Source organism: Liquorilactobacillus uvarum DSM 19971, assembly GCF_001434935.1.
Lineage (GTDB): Bacteria > Bacillota > Bacilli > Lactobacillales > Lactobacillaceae > Liquorilactobacillus > Liquorilactobacillus uvarum.
Genome location: NZ_AZEG01000133.1, coordinates 1 through 292, shown reverse-complemented (window position 1 = coordinate 292; position 292 = coordinate 1). Strand labels below are relative to the sequence as shown.

Sequence of the window (292 nt, the reverse complement as noted above, 5' to 3'; positions counted from 1 at the left end):
GGTTTCAAATAAATTAAGTTGTTGGCCGGAGTTGGCACTTAGTTTACTGCTATAAACACCAATATTCCGGACAGCTTGACCGTCCCAATTCTGACGGAATAACCACAATAATTGTTGCGTCAAAACTTGATTGTCATTAGTTGGTTCAATTTTTAAAGCCTGGTTAAAGCCACCGCGACCATCTGCTTCAGCTGCGGCATAGGAAAACCCAATGCTTAGCGATAGACACCCCGCCAGTTTATGGTGGTGCCGAAGCCGCGCCGCCACCTGTTCCCCAATTTCTTTAATGACG

General features: G+C 45.9%; 1 protein-coding gene. It reads right to left on the bottom strand.

Annotated features, from left to right (window positions below):
- On the bottom strand, positions 1-292 hold a 292-nt coding region (locus tag FD20_RS12795; RefSeq protein ID WP_477218319.1), incomplete at both ends, for a DinB/UmuC family translesion DNA polymerase.